This is a genomic window from Streptomyces sp. NPDC051310 (assembly GCF_044455245.1).
Taxonomy (GTDB): Bacteria; Actinomycetota; Actinomycetes; order Streptomycetales; family Streptomycetaceae; genus Streptomyces.
This window is the reverse complement of the sequence record NZ_JBITEO010000019.1, coordinates 21612-37733: the sequence shown is the minus strand read 5'-3', so window position 1 is coordinate 37733 and position 16122 is coordinate 21612. Positions and strand designations below refer to the sequence as shown.

Annotated in this window: 19 protein-coding genes; 4 read left to right on the top strand and 15 right to left on the bottom strand. The window is 74.9% G+C overall.

Annotation, left to right across the window (positions count from 1 at the left end; genetic code table 11):
* The first annotated feature begins 111 nt into the window (after positions 1–111).
* Positions 112–2556 (top strand): YfhO family protein, encoded by a 2445-nt coding sequence (locus ACIA79_RS24870; protein WP_399430610.1) that lies wholly within the window; start codon positions 112–114, stop codon positions 2554–2556.
* Positions 2557–2566: 10 nt separating this feature from the next.
* Entirely contained in the window at positions 2567–3370 is an 804-nt protein-coding gene (locus tag ACIA79_RS24865) for a class I SAM-dependent methyltransferase (protein ID WP_399430529.1), read from the top strand.
* A gap of 22 nt (positions 3371–3392) precedes the next feature.
* On the opposite strand, the gene ACIA79_RS24860 is transcribed toward ACIA79_RS24865, so the two are convergent.
* The 3 genes from ACIA79_RS24860 to ACIA79_RS24850 all read right to left on the bottom strand — a co-directional run bounded on the left by ACIA79_RS24860 (position 3393) and on the right by ACIA79_RS24850 (position 7758).
* Complete coding sequence (locus ACIA79_RS24860; protein ID WP_399430528.1) at positions 3393–4922, bottom strand: protein kinase; 1530 nt, start codon at positions 4920–4922, stop codon at positions 3393–3395.
* Complete coding sequence (locus ACIA79_RS24855; protein ID WP_399430527.1) at positions 4919–5593, bottom strand: hypothetical protein; 675 nt, start codon at positions 5591–5593, stop codon at positions 4919–4921. The genes ACIA79_RS24860 and ACIA79_RS24855 overlap by 4 nt, the downstream gene beginning before the upstream one ends.
* Before the next feature lie 125 nt (positions 5594–5718).
* Positions 5719–7758, bottom strand: coding sequence for an N-6 DNA methylase (locus ACIA79_RS24850; protein WP_399430526.1), 2040 nt, complete (start codon positions 7756–7758; stop codon positions 5719–5721).
* A 171-nt stretch (positions 7759–7929) separates the two neighbouring features.
* Here ACIA79_RS24850 and ACIA79_RS24845 point away from each other — a divergent pair, with 171 nt between their 5' ends.
* Complete coding sequence (locus ACIA79_RS24845) at positions 7930–8670, top strand: hypothetical protein (protein ID WP_399430525.1); 741 nt, start codon at positions 7930–7932, stop codon at positions 8668–8670.
* Positions 8671–8767: 97 nt separating this feature from the next.
* Here the strand turns inward: ACIA79_RS24845 and ACIA79_RS24840 are convergent, their stop codons facing one another.
* The 5 genes from ACIA79_RS24840 to ACIA79_RS24820 all read right to left on the bottom strand — a co-directional run bounded on the left by ACIA79_RS24840 (position 8768) and on the right by ACIA79_RS24820 (position 11166).
* Positions 8768–9247, bottom strand: coding sequence for a hypothetical protein (locus tag ACIA79_RS24840; protein ID WP_399430524.1), 480 nt, complete (start codon positions 9245–9247; stop codon positions 8768–8770).
* Positions 9248–9363: 116 nt separating this feature from the next.
* On the bottom strand, positions 9364–9780 hold the full coding sequence (locus tag ACIA79_RS24835) for a hypothetical protein (protein WP_031068953.1): 417 nt from the start codon (positions 9778–9780) through the stop codon (positions 9364–9366).
* Between the two features lie 171 nt (positions 9781–9951).
* On the bottom strand, positions 9952–10491 hold the full coding sequence (locus ACIA79_RS24830; RefSeq protein WP_399430523.1) for a hypothetical protein: 540 nt from the start codon (positions 10489–10491) through the stop codon (positions 9952–9954).
* A gap of 58 nt (positions 10492–10549) precedes the next feature.
* Positions 10550–10840 carry a hypothetical protein gene (locus tag ACIA79_RS24825; protein WP_399430522.1) on the bottom strand — a complete coding sequence of 97 codons (291 nt, stop codon included), beginning with the start codon at positions 10838–10840 and terminating at the stop codon, positions 10550–10552.
* On the bottom strand, positions 10837–11166 hold the full coding sequence (locus tag ACIA79_RS24820; protein WP_399430521.1) for a hypothetical protein: 330 nt from the start codon (positions 11164–11166) through the stop codon (positions 10837–10839). The genes ACIA79_RS24825 and ACIA79_RS24820 overlap by 4 nt, the downstream gene beginning before the upstream one ends.
* Positions 11167–11325: 159 nt before the next feature.
* Between ACIA79_RS24820 and ACIA79_RS24815 the strand changes: the two genes are divergently transcribed.
* Entirely contained in the window at positions 11326–11616 is a 291-nt protein-coding gene (locus ACIA79_RS24815) for a GntR family transcriptional regulator (RefSeq protein WP_399430520.1), read from the top strand.
* Between the two features lie 3 nt (positions 11617–11619).
* On the opposite strand, the gene ACIA79_RS24810 is transcribed toward ACIA79_RS24815, so the two are convergent.
* The 7 genes from ACIA79_RS24810 to ACIA79_RS24780 all read right to left on the bottom strand — a co-directional run bounded on the left by ACIA79_RS24810 (position 11620) and on the right by ACIA79_RS24780 (position 16104).
* Positions 11620–11745, bottom strand: a complete 126-nt coding sequence (locus tag ACIA79_RS24810; RefSeq protein ID WP_399430519.1) for a hypothetical protein — start codon at positions 11743–11745, stop codon at positions 11620–11622.
* Between the two features lie 93 nt (positions 11746–11838).
* The gene (locus ACIA79_RS24805) at positions 11839–12204 is read right to left on the bottom strand and encodes a hypothetical protein (protein WP_399430518.1); all 366 of its coding nucleotides are present in this window, start codon (positions 12202–12204) and stop codon (positions 11839–11841) included.
* A gap of 29 nt (positions 12205–12233) precedes the next feature.
* Positions 12234–13202 carry an SUKH-3 domain-containing protein gene (locus ACIA79_RS24800; RefSeq protein ID WP_399430517.1) on the bottom strand — a complete coding sequence of 323 codons (969 nt, stop codon included), beginning with the start codon at positions 13200–13202 and terminating at the stop codon, positions 12234–12236.
* 23 nt (positions 13203–13225) lie between these two features.
* Positions 13226–13828: a hypothetical protein gene (locus ACIA79_RS24795; RefSeq protein ID WP_399430516.1), complete on the bottom strand. Its 603-nt coding sequence runs from the start codon at positions 13826–13828 to the stop codon at positions 13226–13228.
* Positions 13829–13867: 39 nt separating this feature from the next.
* Entirely contained in the window at positions 13868–14641 is a 774-nt protein-coding gene (locus tag ACIA79_RS24790) for a tetratricopeptide repeat protein (RefSeq protein ID WP_399430515.1), read from the bottom strand.
* A gap of 44 nt (positions 14642–14685) precedes the next feature.
* Positions 14686–15060 (bottom strand): hypothetical protein, encoded by a 375-nt coding sequence (locus ACIA79_RS24785; RefSeq protein ID WP_399430514.1) that lies wholly within the window; start codon positions 15058–15060, stop codon positions 14686–14688.
* A gap of 27 nt (positions 15061–15087) precedes the next feature.
* Entirely contained in the window at positions 15088–16104 is a 1017-nt protein-coding gene (locus tag ACIA79_RS24780; protein ID WP_399430513.1) for a hypothetical protein, read from the bottom strand.
* Positions 16105–16122: the final 18 nt, after the last annotated feature.

Genomic DNA, 16122 nt, shown 5'->3' with positions numbered 1-16122 from the left:
GACGTGCGTGTCGGCGGCGGTCGCTTCACATGGCGGGCAGTCGACCATCGCATGAACTGGGCCGCGGGGGTGGTGATTCCGGCCGCCGGTGCTGCGATATTCGACGGCGTCATGCAGAGATATGCCTTCCGGGCCGCGTCCGCGGCCGGGCTCATCACCGCGTCCTCCGTGTGCGCCGGGGACGCCGTCGCCCGCACCTTCCCCTTCGGGCCGCGCACGCGCGCCGTCAACGATCTCGGCAACCAGTTCGTACCGTTCCACGCCCACCTGTGGGACCTGCTGCACGGGCGGGCCGACGGGGGGCTGCTGCTGAACTGGCAGTCCGGGTACGGCACCAGTTTCCTGCCGGACCTGGGGACGTACCTGAGCGGCCCGCTCGCGCTGCTCGTCGGCGTCTTCCCGCGCGACCGCGTCGACCTCGCCGTGTACGCCGTCACGGTGCTGCGGATGGCGCTGGCGGCGGCCGCGATGACGGTGCTGCTGCTCACGCAGCGCGCGGGCACCCCGGGCCGCGCCGGCACCCGGTGGGGCGCGCCGGTGCTCGGCGCGTCGTACGCCCTGTGCGGCTGGTCCGTCATCGAGGCCGCGTACAACCCGATGTGGCTGGACGGGCTGATCGCCTTCCCGCTGCTGTGCCTGGTCGGCGAGTGGGTGCGGACGGGCCGGCATCCGCTGCTCGGGCCCCTGGTCGTGGCGGTGGTGTGGACCGCGAACTTCTACACCGCGTACATGGCGACGCTGGGCGCCGGGCTGGTGCTGCTGGCGCGGGGCGTGCGGGGGTGGCGGGTGGCCGCGCGGGCGGCGGGGACGGTGGTCCTCGGGGTGGGGCTCGCGGCGCCCCTGCTGGTGCCGGTGTTCCTCGGGTCGCGGCACGCCCACCCGGGGTGGACGCGGGAGTTCCGGCCCGCCGGGTGGGCGGAGGTGGCGGCGCGGGCGCTGCCCGCCACGTACGGCTTCTTCACCCCCGCCCTGTTCCTGGGGACCGGCACCCTTCTGCTCGCGGCGGCGCTCGTCTTCCACCGGAAGGTGCCGGCGCGGGAGCGGTGGGTGTGGACGGGCCTGGTGGCCGCGGTCCTGCTGTCGCTGCAGTGGGGGCCGGCGCATCTGGTGTGGCATGCCTTCACCACGCCGAACGGCAGCCCGTACCGGCAGACCTTCGTACTGGCGGGCCTGGTGGTGATGGCGGCCTGGGCGGGGGTGTCCCACGGGTGGCCGGGGCGGCGCGCGCTGCTGGGCGGGGGGCTGGTCCTGGGCGCGGTGGCGGCGGGCGCCGTGCTGGGGGACGCGACGGCCGCGACGGGGTGGTCGTACGCGCTGTTCGGCGCGGGGCTGGCCGCCTCGGTGGGCGGGGTGCTGCTGGCGCGCCGCCCCCGCGGCTTCGTCGCGGCGGCCGTCCTCCTGGCCGGCGCGCTGGCCGGGCAGGCGGCGGCGACCACCGCGTACGCCGACCGCGAGCGGCCGGCCCGGCTGGACGACCACCCGGCCTGGGGCGCGGCGCACGCGGCGCGGGCGGCGGATATCTCCGGGGCGGACGGGTGGCCCCGCTACCGCACCGACCCGGGGCGCCCGCAGCTGACGGGGAACGATCCGCTGCTGGTGGGCGGGCAGGGCGCCGGCTACTACAGCAGCCACACGCCCGCGGTGCTGACGCGGACCCTGGCGGCGCTGGGCGGCGGCTGGACGTCGAACGGGCGCAGCCTGCAGTCCCTGGACAACCCGGTCACGGACGCGCTGTTCGCGGTGGGCGCGCGGGTACGGGGCGACGCCGGGGCCGTGCGGCGCGGCGACGTGCTGCCGCTGGTGACGGTCCGCCCCGGCACGGCCGGTCCGCGCTACGGCCCTTCGGCGTTCCGCAACCAGGAACTGCTGCTGGGGGCACGCGTCTACGAGCTGCCCGCCGACGGGGTGTGCCCGGTCGGCCGCGACGTCTTCGTGTGGGCGCCGGACTTCGGCGGGACGGCCCGCCTCGGCGACGGGCCGGAGGTGCGGCTGCGCGGCGGACTGCCGAAGTGGCGGGCGGCGATGGCACCGCTGGGGACGCAGCGCACGGCGGGCACGCGGGTGGTGCTGGACGGCCGGGGCACGGTGCCGCCGGCCGGGAGCATCGGGTGCCTGGACCGGGCGCGGCTGTCGGCGGCGGTGGCCCGGCTGGGGGCGACCGCCGCGGTGACGGTGCGCGTCACGTCCGACGGCGTACGCGCCGGCCTGCCGCCGGGCGCCGGTGCCCGCACGGCGGTCCTGGCGGCGCCGCGGATCGCGGGCTGGCGGTGCGAGGGCCGGCCCGCCGGCGCGTACCTGGGCCTGGTCGCCTCCCCCGTCCGGCCCGGGCAGCGCACGCTGGACTGCACCTTCCGCACTCCGGGGCTGCGGTCCGGCGCGGCGGCGGGCGGGCTCGCGGCGGCCGGGTGGCTGGGCCTGGCGGTGCACGGGCTGCGCCGGCGGGGCGGTGCGCCCGAGGTGCCGCGGCAGGTGTCGCGGCGGTCGTCGCCGTCGCGCCACCAAGACTTCACCGGAGCGGCACCGTCCCGTGGTCCGCGCGCGAAGGGCCCGGCGTAGCTTGCCGCGCATGCCCTCTCTCCTGAGCAACCGGCTGGCGCAGCGGGTGCTGAAGCCCGCCTTCACCCTGGTCGAGCAGCGCCTGGAGCGCGCGACGACCGCGCTCCAGTCCGACCTGGACGCCCTGCACCACGAGGTGGCCGACCTGAGGCGGCAGAGCTACGGGCTCGGGCTGCTGCTCGACCGCGCCGGGCGCGACGGGCACCGGATGCCCACCGCCGCGCAGGTCGACACGCTGGTACGGGAGATCGGGGCGGTCACCGGCGACCGCAGCGAGCGGGTCCGGCACGACGTCACCGTCGCCTACCGCCACCTGGTGGCGCTGGAGGCGCTCGGGGTCGGCGGGCTCGGCGGTTCCGTGTCCGACGTGTGCGGCCGGCTCGCGACCGTGCCGCTGCTCGCGCCGCCGAACGGCGAGGTGCTGGAGCTCGGCACGTGCCACGGCCTGTTCGCGGCGGCGCTGCGGCGCATGCTCCAGCGCGGCGGGATCGACGCGCGGCTGACGGTGGTCGACCCGCTGGACGGCTCGCCCGCCCGCGAGGACGTCGTCCGCGGCAACCTGGCGCTGGGCGGCGGGCCCGGCGACGGCGGAGCCCGGCTGGTGCGCGGCGCGTTCACCGGCCCGGGCGTCCTGGAGGCGGTCGGCGACCGGCGCTACGGCGTGATCGTGGTGAACGGCGACGGGCACGACCTGACGGCGCTGCGGGACCTCGCCGCACCGGGCGCGGTCGTGGTCCTCGGCGACCAGCCCCGCCCCGCGGGCCTGACCGGCCTGGGGCGGGTCGCGGACTCCGTGTACTCCCGGGCGGCCTGACCGCCCGCCGGCCCGGCCGGCGTCACAGGCCGCGCATCCGCTGCTGGCGTTCCAGCGCGCGCCGCAGCTCCGCCGCGAGCGGGTGGTACGGCCCGTACACCCGCTCCGTGTCGTGCAGCAGGCTCTGCAACTGCTGGTGGGCGCCGGTGTGGTCGCCCATCGCCAGCAGCAGGTGGCCGATGCGGTGGCGGATGTCGAAGGCGCGGCCCGGATCGCCGCCCGCCGGCTGCCCGGCCTCGTGGTACGGCAGCAGCGCGCGGTACTCGGCGAGCGCGGCGGCCGTCTCGCCGAGCTGCTCCAGGCAGAGCGCCGCGTCGTAGCGGAACTGCAGCGTCTGCGGGTCGGCCGGGCCCGCCTCGGCCGCGCGGTCGTCGGCGAGGCGCCGCAGTTCGGGCAGGGCGCGGCGGTACTGGCCGTCGTCCATCAGCGTCGTCGCGTACTGCTTGCGCAGGATCCGCACGACGGGTGAGTGCTCGCCGTGCTCGGCGGCGGCCGCCGGGAGGATCCCGCCGAGGATGTCGACGGCCCGGGTGATGCTGCCCTCGCCGAGGAGCCGCTTGACCTCGTCGACGGCGGCCGCGACGTCGGGACGTCCGGCGGGCGGCGCCACCGGCGGGGCGGGCGGCCGCGGGGGTGCCGCGGCGGCCCGGTCGGGCCAGGGGGCCAGCGGACGCAGGAAGGGCCGCGTCGGGTCCAGGGGCCCTGCCGGGGCGCCGCGCGAGGGCAGCAGCGGCGCGAGGGCCTCGTACACCTCGTGCGCCCCGGACGGGCGGTGCCGCGGGTCCTTCGCGAGCAGCCGCAGGACCAGGGCCTCCAGGGCGTCGGGTATCTCGGGGCGCACCTGGCGGACCGGCAGCGGCGGCTCGTACAGGTGCCGGTGCAGGATGCCGAGGGCGGTGGAGCCGGCGAAGGGGACGTTTCCGCTGAGGAGTTCGTGGAGCAGGATGCCGAGCGCGTACAGGTCGGTGTACGGGCCGACGGCGCCGCCCATGGCCTGCTCGGGCGCCATGTAGGCGGGGCTGCCGATGGGCGAGCCGGTGTGGGTGAGGCGGGTGGTGTCGGTGTCGATGACGGAGGCGACGCCCAGGTCGAGGACGGTGACCGTCCCGTCCGGCCGCACCATGACGTTGCGCGGCTTGAGGTCGCGGTGGACGATCGGCACCGCGTGCACGGCCGCGAGGACCCCGCACAGCTGCGCGCCGACGGAGACCGCCCACGGCCAGGGGTACGGGTCGTGTTCGGCGAGGTGGTCGGCGAGGTCGGCGCCGTCGACGTACTCCATGACCAGGTACAGGTCGTCCCCGTCGCTGCCCGCGTCGTGGACGGTGACCAGCCCCGGGTGGGACACCTGGGCGGTGACGCGGCACTCGCGCACGAAGCGGCGGCGCATCTCGTCGGCGGCGGTGCCGGCGGCCATGTGGTCGGGGCGCAGCAGTTTGACGGCGACGCGGCGGTCGAGCCGGCCGTCGTAGGCGGTCCAGACCTGGCCCATGCCGCCCTGGCCGATCACGGTGGACAGCTCGTACCGGCCGGCGATGACCCGTCCGCTCACCGGGGCCCGCCCTCCTGGCCGTCGTTCCTGCGGAGCAGGTCGCTCAGTTCGTCGAGCTCGGCCCGGACCTGGTCGATGTGCCGGTGCGGCGCGGGCGGCCCGGCGGGGGGCCGGGGCGGCTGCGGCGGCGGCTGCACGGGCAGGGGTGCGGGTGCCGGTGCGGGCGCCGGGGCGGCAATCGGTGTGGCGAGGGGCCCGGTCGGGGGCGCGGGCGCGTGGGCCGGGGCGGGGATCGGTGTGGCGAAGGGCCCGGTCGGGGGCGCGTGGGTCGGGGCGGGCGCGGGCGGGCGGCCGTACCCGTACTGCGGCGGGGGGCCGTACGCGGGCAGGAGTACGTGGCCCTGCGGCGCGGCGGCGGGGACACGCTGGTGGTGGTGGATGTCGACGATCAGGTAGTAGGTGACGACCCCGGCCATCTGCAGCAGCAGCCCGGCCATCCCGACGTTCGAGATCCAGTGGTCGGCCAGCCGCTGCTCCAGGGTCGCCAGGCAGGCGATGTTCAGCACCAACTGCCCCCAGAACAGCGCCCAGTCACGGCCGGACCGGCGCATGATCGCGATCCGGAGCATGGCCACCCAGGCGAGCATCCCGAGCGTGAGCACGATCAGGACGCAGATGATCACCCGCACGGCGATCACGCCGGCCGTCACGGCGGGGCGCGGTGGCGTCATGGGCGCGTGCCCGTGCATAAGTCGCTCCAGAAGGTGCGGATCAGAGGGAAGACGAGCGTATACACGGACACCCCCGGCCGCCCCGGGGTTGTACGACACGGCCCGCCGCTCCGGTCGCCCCCGGGTCACTCGGGCCGTACGGTCCCGTCCGCCAGGCCGTCGTACAGGCCCTGCACGAGCTGTTCGCCGAGGCGTCCCGCGAGGCGCAGCGCGTCCTCGAACCCGGCGAGCGCCTGGAAGCGTTCGCCGTACCGCCGCTGGTCGGCCAGGGGCAGCCGGGGCAGTTGGAGCCGGCGTACGTCGAGCCGGGTGGCGGTGGAGGCGTAACTGCTGGCCTGCCGCTGGTTGGCGGTGCCGCGCAGGAAGCCGGCGAGGAACCAGGGGTCGAGGGCGGTGCGGTCGGGCCGCAGCAGCTGGAGGTTGCGGCCGAGGGCGGCGCCCGCCGTGGCGGCGTCGACGACCCGGGCGACGGACCCGCCGCCGAGGACGGGGACGACGACGTCGCCCTCCTCGGTGAGCACCGGCTCCTCGGGGTCCCCGTCGGGGAGGGTGCCGGAGGGGGCCGTGCCGGCGAGCACGTCGTGCTCGGTGAGGACGGGTGCCGGCTCGCCGGGGGGCGCGGTGCCGGTGCCGCCGGCCCGGAGCAGGAGGGCGCCGGCGCGGGCGAGTTCGCCGACGGTGGTCAGCGGGCGGGAGCCGGGCCGGGCGGGCGCGGCGGGCGGCGGCGTCAGCTCCATGGTGCGGCGCAGGGTGCGCTCCAGGCGCTCGCGGACGGCGTCCAGGTCGGCCGCCGAGCCGCCCGCGGCCGGGGCGGACAGGTGCCGGGCCGGGGCCAGGTCGACGTCGTCGTCGAGGAGTTCGATGACGGGCACCGAGCGGCTGACGCCGGGCTGCTCCTCGCCGCCCCGCCAGGCGTCGAGCACGGCCGTCCGCAGGGCCTGCCAGGGCATCTTGTCCCGGCCGCCGTCGGGGACGAGGCCGGTGGTGTCGACGAACAGCAGCTCCGGCCCGGGCCGCTGGTCCGCGCCGGGCCGGCACAGCACCCACAGGTGCAGCGGGATGCCGTACGGGGGCGCCGCCCCGGCGGGCAGCGCGACGACGGCGCGCAGGGCGCCGCGGCGCAGCAGGTCGGCGCGGATGCGGCGCCCGGAGCGGCGCGAGGCGACGGCGGGCGGCATCAGCAGGACGGCGGTGCCGCCGTCGCGGAGGCGGGCGAGGGCGTGCTGCACCCAGGCCAGCTCGGACTCGGTACGGGCCGGGAAGCCGTACTCCCAGCGGGGGTCGTAGGCCAGTTCGTCGTGGCCCCAGTCGCGTTCGTTGAACGGCGGGTGGCACAGCACCGCGTCGGCGCGCAGCCCGGGGAAGGCGTCGGCGCGCAGGGTGTCGGCGGCGGCCGCGCGGACGTCCGCCGTGCCGTGCAGGGCGAGGCGCAGGGCGGTGAGCGCGGCGGCGCCCGGGTCGGCGTCCTGCGCGTGGAGGCTCTCGGGGCGTTCGACGGCGCGCAGCAGCCCGCCGGTGCCGCACGCCGGGTCCAGCACCGTGCGGGCGGGGCCCGCCAGGGCGGCCATCAGCTCGGCGAGCCCGGGCGGGGTGAGCGTGTACTGGCGGGGATTGGCGTCCAGGTGCCGGCCGAGCAGGAACTCGAACGCCTGGCGGGCGCCGAGCTGGGCGGCGAGTTCGGCGGCGCCGCGCAGCAGGGGCGCGGAGGGGCCGAGGGCGGCCTCGGTCGGGGTCCGTACGGCGCGCTCGGCGCCGAACCGGGCGGTGAGCACGTCCTCCAGGGCGGCCGGCAGCGCGGCGGCGAGCCGCTCGTCGGAGCCGGCGGCCCGCTCCAGCCAGCCGGTGGGCCGCTCGTGCACGAGGAGCAGGACGCAGCCGGCGTGGACGAGGGCGGTGACGGCCCCCGCCGGATGCGCGGTGAGCTGCTGCCAGACGCGCTCGCGCAGCGGCACCTCGGCGAGCTTGCCCTGGTCGCGGAGCCACTGCTCGACCTCGGCGAGGGCGAAGGACGGGCTGGTCTCGGTGCCGCCGACGGGCTTGGGGAAGTCGGCGTGCCGGCGGCGCCAATTGCTGACGGCCGCCCGGCCCACTCCGGCGAGCCGGGCGATACCGGCGGCGGTGACCTCTGCTGCGGCGGTGACCTCTGCTGCGTGCTCCTGCGGCACGTGTCCGCCTCCCCTCATCCGCGATGAGCGTCGAGCATACCGAGGCGCTGGTTCACAGTGTGATCGCACCTGAATTTCGTGAACCGTGTTGACTCGGTTCACAGGCTCTGCTGTAGTTGACCACGTCGAAGCACGGAGTACACGAACAGCGCCCGGGAAGGTGCCACAGCCATGTCTCAGTCCATGTACGCCCCGCAGCAGCCCCAGCAGCCCCAGCACGGCCGCCCGGAGAAGAAGCGCGGCTGGATCGCCCGCCACAAGCTCCTGACCGGCCTGGGCGCGGTCGTCGTGGTCGTGGCGATCGCCTCGGCGGTGGGCGGGGGCGGCGACGACGGCGGCAAGGCGCCGGCGGCCGGCGACACCAAGGGCAAGCAGCAGCAGCCGGCCGGGCAGCAGGAGCAGCCGAAGAAGGCGGCCGCGATCGAGGGCGACGGCGACTTCGAGGTCGGCACGGACGTCAAGCCGGGCCTGTACCGCACGAGCGGCAACGAGGACGGCCTGTGCTACTGGGAGCGCGCCAAGGACGCCTCCGGCGAGACCGACTCCATCCTCGCCAACGACAACGTCACCGGCACCAGCTACGTGACCATCAAGGCGGGCGACAAGATCTTCAAGACCTCCGACTGCAAGGACTGGGAGGCCGTCGACGAGAAGGCCACCGGCACCCCGAAGACGGAGGCCAAGGGCGACGGCGGCATGTTCAAGGTGGGCGTGGACCTCGCCCCGGGCACGTACAAGTCCACGGGCAACGAGGACGACATGTGCTACTGGGAGCGCGCGAAGGACGCCTCCCACCACACGGACGCGATCCTGGCGAACGACAACGTGTCGGGCACGGCGACGGTGAGGATCAGCGCGACCGACGCGTACTTCAAGACCTCGGGCTGCAAGGACTGGGTGAAGACGGGCTGAGCCCGGGGTCGTGACAGGCGGTTCCGCCCCTGGCCATTGCCCCTGCGCCCCTGCCCTTCGGGCGCGGGGGGCGCGGCCCGGTCGCCGCGCCCGGGCGTCACCCGAGCTCCCGGGGATCGGCCGCCGGCCCGTAATCCGCGTCGTGGTCCCTGGTGAGGGCGGACAGAAGCTCCGGGTCGGAGTGGACCTCCGCCGTGTGCTGCCAGGCGGCGAGGAGTTGCGCCACCGCGGCGCTGTTGCCCACCGAGTCGGCGGCTCGCATGGTGCCGACGAGCTCGACGGCGAAGGCGTGGACGTCCTGTTCCGGGAGGAAGCGGACCCACGGGAAGGCATCCGGCAGTATGTCGAGGAGCAGTTGCACGCTTCCCGGTTCCCGTCGCGCGAGGGCGGAGAGCATCCGGGTGGCGGCCGACACGACGGTCCGGTCCTGTTCGGCGCGGGCGGCGGTGGTGAGGACGAGGTCCTCCCCGTCCCGGCGATGCAGCAGCAGCCGTGGCGACTCCTTGAGGCGGGCCAGCGTCTGCTTGTTCTTGTTCACCAGCTCGGAGAAGTTCACGGCGGCGTTCTCGGCGCTCATAAGTTTGAAACTACTTCGAAACTGGATACTCCGCTATCGCGCGGGAGAGTGACGAGTCGAACCCCGGCCCGCCCGCACGTGCGCGGCCGGACCGGGGTTCCCCGGACCCGTGGGTCCTACTTCTTGATGCCGTTCAGGCAGAGGACGAACTTCTCCTGGTCCCACTGCTGCGCCAGGGCGGCCTCACCGGTCGTACCGCAGGCGTTGACGTCGAAGGTGTTGTCGACGACCTTCACGACCTTGTAGTTGGCGTCCTTGTCGCCGCACTCCTTGGTCTCCACCTTGGGGTCGGTGTCGCTGCCGGTGACCTGGACGCAGTCGCCGGCCGCGGCGTGCACCGGGGAGTTGAAGAAGTACGAGATGCCGAGCTTCACCGCGACGGCGACCACGATGAGGGCGACGATCCGGAGGATCTTCTTGCCCCAGCCCGCCTTGCGGGGCGCGGCGGGAGGCGGCACCGGTCCACCGAACCCCTCGGCGGGCGGCGGGACCTGCTGAGGGTCGGGGGTGTGCGGCGGAGGCGGCGTGGCCATGAGCTGTCCTCAAAGAAAGAGTGATCGAACGCGCGAACGCTACAGACCGCGCCACCACCCAAAACGCCCAAGAGCCCCGGCGGTCCGATCAGATGCCGAGTCGTGACGCCCCCGAAACCTGAGCCTCCGCTTGTGCGCGCTTCGGTCCCGCACCGTTCACCGGCCGCCGCACTACCGCCCCTGAAGCACCGCCAGGCGCCCGCGCCCCACCTCGGCACACGCCTCCCGCAGCCCTTCCGCAGGCGCCACCGAGCGCCGCTGCCACTCCAACTCCTCGTCGTACAGACCCGGCTGGGGCAGGTTCCGGTCGAGCAGCCCCACCGCCGTCAGGGCGACGTGACCGCACTGCCCGGCCTCCGCGGCCTCGCCGGTGCCGGCGCAGAGGACGGCGTACCGCAGCGCCAGCACGGCGTGGAAGCAGTGGATGTCGGCGGAATCGGTCAGACCGGTCTCCGTCGGCCGCAGCTCGGCGAACTCCTCGACCTCTGCCGCCAGCCGCTCGGCGTCCGCGAACGGATCCGCGGGATCCCACAGCCGCCACAGCGTCCGTACGAAGAGGTCGACGTCCGCCTCCCGGCCGGAATCCCCGCCGCGGAGTCCGAGGAAGACGGGCGCCAGGCGCTCCACGCACGCGGCGGCGTACGTCCGCACCACCTCGCGGCCACCCCGGGCGAGCGCTTCCGCCACCGCCGCCTCCACCAGCGTCGCCATCGCGCCGCTCCGTTTCTCTCTTTGCCTTCGTCTCTTTGCCTTCGTCTCTTTGCCGCCGTCAGCCGAGCAGGTCGAGGGCGTCCGGGAGCTCCGGGAGACGGGGCGCGCAGTCGGGACAGGCGTACACGTTGAACCCGGGGCCGGTGCCCTGGTGGACCTCGGCGACCAGCACCGGGGCCGAGGTGATCCGCTCGCAGCGTACGCACATCCGCACCGGCTGCCGCGGCCGGGCCGCCGCCCCGGCGGCGCAGCCCTGACAGACGGTCCGGTGGCGGACCCCGCCGGCGGCGTCCGTGGTGACGGTGGCCGGCGGGCCGGTTGCGGCTTCCCCGCACGCGTCGCAGCTCACCAGGCCACCCCCACGCCGTACGCAGCGTCCAGGTCCACCCCGAAGTCCGCCGCCGGCACGAGCGCGAGCCGCCGCTGCCGCCGGCGCGTCCGCTCCTCGCCCTGCTCGTACGCCACGAGGTACGGCCGCACGAGCGCCGACGCGCTGCCGTCCAGGGGCCCGCCGATCCCGTACGGCGACCGGGCGGCGGGCAGCCGCGGCGGAGAGGCGGGCGGGCACGCGCGCTGGGGCCCTGCGAGGGCGGGGCCACCGCGATGGGCCCCGCGAGCGCCCGGCAGGAGGGTGAGCCTCGCCCATGCGGCGAGGGCCCGGATAAGGTCGTGCATGTCGGTCTGTCCTTCGAGGAGATCGGCCGCGCCCCGGGAGGTCTGGCCACCTCGCCGGGGTCTTTGCTGTCGACCGCCACCTTATAGCGACTTGTATCGCTACGTATAGACACGTATCTCAATGAAGCCACTCCTGGGTGACTGAGTAGCTTCGACGCCATGGAATTCGAACCCGATGCCGAAATCGACCACGCCGGCCCGGTGACCCCGTACCGGCAGCTCGCCGGCATCCTGCGCGCCCGCATCGCGCGGGGCGACTGGCAGCCGAACCGGGCCATCGCCAGCGAGACGCAACTCGTGCAGCAGTACGGCCTGGCACGCACCACCGTGCGCCGGGCGATCGCGGTCCTGGTCGAGGAGGGCCTCGTGTTCACGGTCCCGCAGCGGGGGACGTACGTGTCCCCGGACGCGGCCACCGCCCGCCCCCAGGGCGACGCGGCCACCGACTGACGGTCAGCCGAGCGCGATCTCCGCACGGGCCAGGTCCAGCAGGTCCGGGTCCTGGCGGACGAGCTCGCGCTCGAACGCCTCCCAGCCGCGCCGCTCGACGAAGTCGGCCTCCGCGGAGGTGACGGGCACCAGCCCACACCACGGCGACGTCGGACCCGTTCTCCAGGACGACCGAGGCGAAGGCGTCGTCGTAGTACACGGGGATCGCCGCGTACAGCGCGGTCATGGCGCCGCGGGCGTCAGCGCCATCGGCAGGCGCAGGACGTCGCCACGCAGCAGGGCTTTCCGCCCGGCGAGGAGCTGCTCCGCCACGTACTCCAGTACGCCGGGGAACGGCCCGGTCTCGTCTCCCGGGACCGGCCGGTTGCAGCCGAGCAGCTCAAGGTGCAGATGGCGTCCGGTGGTCCGGGACAGGAGCGGGGTCGCGTGCAGGCCGATCGTCGCATACGACTGCACTCCGCCGCCGAGGCGCCCGCCGGTGAAGCAGCCCACCTGTGGGGCCCCTTCGGGTGCGCCCTCCCTCGCGGACCAGGCGCCGACGAGCCCGCCGAGACGTGCCTCGAAGTGCTCGACCAGTACCGCTGCCATCGCCCCTGCTTCTCTACGACCGACCGACCTCAGAAGAAGGTCCTGTCCCATTCTCCCGAGACCAGCGCCCGCACGGCCTCCTCGAAGCCGTTCGCCACGCGCTGCATCCCGGCGTCCCCGGCGAAGAGGATGTCACCGTTCTCGGCGAGCAGGACCGTCTCCTCGGTCTCGAAGGCCGTCCCGACCGGGAGCACCGGCATGCCGAGGCGCCGGGCGTAGCTGCGGATGTTCGGTGCGAAGACGTCGAGTGCGGCCTCGACGGAGATCGTGAGGACCGCTTCGCCGCGTCCGACGCGGGGTGTCCAGCCGAGGGTGAGCTCGCCGTGGTCCGCGAGGAACTGCACCAGTTGGAGTGTGACGGCGTACCCGGCTTCCGCGTAGGCCGCACAGGCCGCCGGGACGTCGATGTCGCGGAGGTCGAGACGTACGGCTCCGTCCGCCGCGCGCCGGAGGCGATCGAGCCCCGGCCGCGTCCCCGCCGTCTCGATCGCGATCCACAGGTCGTCGTCCGCGTCCAGGGTGCCGTCCTCCGCGACGAAGAACACCCCGGCCCGGTAGAGGTCCCGGAACGCCTCCGCCATGTCGGCGACGCTGTCGTACGCCGGCCTCGGCTCCTCGCCGGCCATGGCACTGACGACGCGCGGGGCCCCGTCGCCCGGCGGCGCGGGTACGGCGGCGTAGAAGTCGCCGCCTCCGGTGCCGAGCAGCGGGTACCACTGCTCGCCGTACGGCCCGCGCAGGGCGGCGGCGTCCCGTACGGCGAGGGGCTCGTACCCGGGGACGAGCGCAGCGTCGTCCTGGGTCTGGCCGGGGCGCCAGGCGACGCCGTCGGCGTGGCCGAACCACGCGGCGACGTCGTCGGGCACCGGCCCGCCGAAGGCGTCACGCACCTGGTCGGGGGCGAGGCCGGGGACGCGGAGCGCGGCGGCCGGGCGGTTCAGCCGTTCCGCCTCCTGCCAGAGCCCCGCGATCGCACGTATGAGTTCTCTTCTCGGCACCGGGCCACTGTAGGCACGCCACCTCACTCCGCGGCCCGGCCCCCGAGTGCGGCGGCCAGCGCGCCGACGTACCGCCCACCGGCGACGCGGGCGTTGCCGAGCAGCTCCCGGAAGTGTGCGTCGTCGTGCCCGGTGAGTGCCCTCTCCTCCGATGCCGTACCGGCTTCCAGAGCCGTGAAGTACTGAGGTCGGCCCAGGTCGACCCCGCTCTCCGCGAGCTGCCGGTCGACGTGCCCGGCGAACCGCTCCGCCCATTCCGTCAGCGGCACCGGAGCGTCATCGGGCAGATCTCCCGTGGCGCTCCGGCAGTACAGCTCGATGAGCTCGGCCGCCTTGTACGGGTAGTAGGCGTGCCCCATCGGCTCCTCGCCGAAGAGGTCCAGCAGGTCCCCGAGGGCCTTCAGCAGCCGCTCCAGCTCCGCGACACGGGCCGTGGCCTGAGGGTCCGCCAGACGGGCCAGCTCCCGGTAGATCACCTCCGCTCCGGGGCGCCCGGCCACGGTCGCGTCCCACTCCGGGGAGAGCCCGGAGCCGATGACGGGCGCGAACCTGGCGACCGCGACCCGCGCCCGCTGGATCCTGACCGGCTGGTTTTCGGGGTGCGCCTTGCGCCTGAGGAACCTCACCGCGCCTCCGCGGGCGACCGGAACGCGCGCGGCGCCATGTCAGCGGTACTTCCTGACGGTATCCACCATGGCTTCCGCCGATCCCGGCTGCCCCGCCAGCTCGCCGGCCCGGCGGATCTCCTCGTCCGTCATGCCGCGCGCCATGGTGATCGCCTCGTGGAGCCCGTCGGCGTTGCCGGCCTCGATCATCGCGAAGAACCACCGCAGGGCTTCGACCGTGTCCCGCCGCTCCGCCCGGCCGTCGCGGTACCAGCAGGCGGCGACGTACATGCCCCGGTCGTCCCCGGCCCGGGCGGCCATGAGGTAGCAGTCGAGCGCCTCGGTGTCCTGGTCCATGGCCCCGAGGAGGTCGCCGAGGACGACGTACGCGTCGGTGACGCCGCCCTCCGCGGCGGCCCGCAGGAGTGCGGCCACGGCCTGCGGGTCGCGCTCGCCCCACCACATCCGGGCCAGGTTGAACTGCGCGTACGCGTCCCCGGCGTCGGCGGCCTCCCGGAACAGCCGCTCGGCCGCCGCGGCGTCCTGCTCGATCCCGAGACCGTTGACGTATAGGTACGCCAGGCTCCGCTTGCCCACGGCGCTGCCGCGCTCGGTAGCCCGCCGGAACCAGGGCGCGGCCTCGACGGGGTTCTCCTCCCATTCAAGGAGCACGCCCCCGAGCACCTCCTGTGCCTCCAGGTCACCGGCCTCGGCGGCGCTCCTCAGGGACGGCAGGGCCTCGCGCAGCGCTTCGGCGGCGGCCGGGTCGCCTTCGCTGGCGGCGTCCATGAGGCGGTGGGCGGTGGCGGCTATGGAGGAAGGTCCGTCGGGCACCGGGACACTGTAGGACCCTGCCGTGCGGCATTCACCCTGGGGTGTCACCCGGCGGCGTCCAGCAGGTCCCTCAGTTCCGCCTCTGAGGTGTCCTGCCGGAGCGGCACATGAACGTGGTACCCCGCATCGCAGAAGACCAGGCCGAGCCCTGCAGGTGCGAGCTCGCGGAAGACCACCGCCAACCACACGGCGTCCTCGTCCGGGACGTCCATGGAGAGGCAGGTGCCTTCCTCGTGCAGGTACGCCTCGCCGGGCCCGTCCTCCGTCCCGAAGCGCCAGCCGAAACTGCGCATCTCATCGTGATGCGTGGCGTCGGTCTCGGCGTCCGCCCATCGGCGACGGATCGCCGCGGCCAGCGCGTCGCGATCGACCCGCCATCCGGCCGCCTCGCCCTCGACGAAGACCAGGAACTGCGGCATGGGCACACCTCCGACGGTGGGTTCCGCTCAGCCCTGGAAGCTCAGCCGGGGCGGGTGCGAGGCGTCCGCCGGACAGGCGAAGACCTGCATGGAGCCCCAGCGGCCGACGGTCACCTGGGTGGGGACGTTGGCGTCCATGGCGTCCGCCGCCGACCGGTCCTCCAGGGGGATCCAGCTGCGGCTGCCGTTGTCCCACTCCTGGCTCGCGACGGTCAGCAATGGGTCCATTTCGCGGCCGCAGTCGCATGGCATCCTCGCCGGGCCGGTCCCGTGCCACCGGGCGAATCCGCCCGCCTTCCATCCCGGTGCCGTGGAGAGGTCGGACCGGTAGAGGACGGCGTCCTCGTCCAGGTCGTCCTCGTCACCCTCCCAGGCGTCGATGCGCTCCCGCAGATCCTCCGGCAGGGCCTCGATGTCCTGGTGCTCGACGACCTGCTCCGGATCGAGTACACACGCCACGGGCACGTACCCCTCCGAGCCCACGACCTCGGGCTCGGGCTGGTCGGTCAGTACGTCCGCGACGTCGGCGGAGCGACGCCAGCGCAGTTCGACGGCGGGCTCGTGCCGGCCCTCATGAGCGTCGAAGGGGCACCACAGCACCTGGAGCAGATCGTGGTCGGCCGGACCGGCGAGGTCGGGCACGTCCCGGCGGTACAGCTGGGCCAGGGCGAGCATCGGGATGGGGTCGGTGTCCTCCAGCCAGGGGGCGTGCCGTCCGCGCTTGAGCGACCTCAGTACGTCGCCCTCTTCCTGCGTGGGCCCCGGCTGCCGGCCGGGCGCGGGGGTGCGGCTCCACGCCTCGGCGAGGATGCGCCTGCGGAGGCGGACGTCGCTCACACGGTCCCCGTACCGCCGCCGGTGCGGCTGCGTGCACATCGGCCACGGCTCGTCCGCCGGCCAGAGGAGGGGCCCGCCCACGGAGCTCTCCTGCGGCCCCGGGTTCCCGGGCCTGGGATGCAGGCGGGTCGCCGTGCGGCGATGGGCGGCCAGCTCGGGGAAGACGGCCTCGATGTCGACGGGGCGAGCGGGGGTGGTGCGGGTCATCTCGTGTCCTTACGAATG